This window comes from Acidovorax delafieldii 2AN (genome assembly GCF_000175235.1).
In the GTDB taxonomy this organism is placed as follows: Bacteria; Pseudomonadota; Gammaproteobacteria; order Burkholderiales; family Burkholderiaceae_C; genus Acidovorax; species Acidovorax delafieldii_B.
Genome location: NZ_ACQT01000576.1, coordinates 1 through 864, shown reverse-complemented (window position 1 = coordinate 864; position 864 = coordinate 1). Strand labels below are relative to the sequence as shown.

Genomic DNA, 864 nt, shown 5'->3' with positions numbered 1-864 from the left:
GCCCAGCAGGGCGCCCGCCAGCCACGCCGGCATGCGCCATATCCGCCGGTGCCCCGCCGAATGCGGCGGCGGCACGGCGGGGATGGGAGTGCTTGAGTCGGCAGGGGCTAGAGGCGCCATGTGGCCGATGCTAAACGCACGCTCAGCCGTGAAGACCGGCGCCTCGCCCGCATGCGTGTGTAACACTGGCGCCCTCGGCCTGGGCCTGCGTGCGCAGAAACAGCGCATGCGCCCGGCTGCATTTCCACCATTCCGATCCGAGGACCACCATGAGCGTTTACGACAAGCTGAAAGAACTCAACATCACCCTGCCCCCCGTGTCCGTGCCCGCCGCCGCTTATGTGCCCTATGTGCAGACCGGCAACGTCGTCTTTCTGAGCGGCCACATCGCGCGCAAGGACGGCAAGCCCTGGGTGGCCCAGTTTGGCCGCAACATCACCACCGAAGAAGGCAAGGCGGCGGCCCGCGCGGTGGCCATCGATCTGCTGGGCACCCTGCACTCGGCCTGCGGCGGAGACCTGAACCAGGTCCGACGCATTGTGAAGGTGATGAGCCTCGTCAACTCCACGGGCGATTTCACCGAGCAGCACCTGGTGACCAATGGTGCCAGCGAATTGCTCGGCCAGGTCTTCGGCGAAAAAGGGGTGCACGCGCGCAGCGCCTTCGGCGTGGCGCAGATCCCCATGGGTGCCTGCGTGGAAATCGAGCTGATCGCCGAACTGGGCTGAAGCCGGCCCTGCCGCCACCCGGCGGGCCTGGCGTTTAAAAGGTTTCCCAGTCGTCGTCGCCCTGTGCGACGGCGGTCGCGCGGGGTGCGGCCGCCGGAGAAGGCACTGCCGCCTTGCGCGGCGCCGTTGCCCCGTG

1 protein-coding gene is annotated in these 864 nt (G+C 68.1%); it reads left to right on the top strand.

Translation table 11 applies throughout. The features are described from left to right. Positions 1 to 269: 269 nt before the first annotated feature. Positions 270 to 728: a RidA family protein gene (locus tag ACDELDRAFT_RS23145; RefSeq protein WP_005801734.1), complete on the top strand. Its 459-nt coding sequence runs from the start codon at positions 270 to 272 to the stop codon at positions 726 to 728. The last annotated feature ends 136 nt before the right edge of the window (positions 729 to 864 follow it).

Excerpts from the sequence above, each read along its gene's own strand:
- ACDELDRAFT_RS23145 (WP_005801734.1), top strand. The coding sequence starts at position 270 with ATGAGCGTTTACGACAAGCTGAAAGAACTCAACATCACCCTGCCCCCC.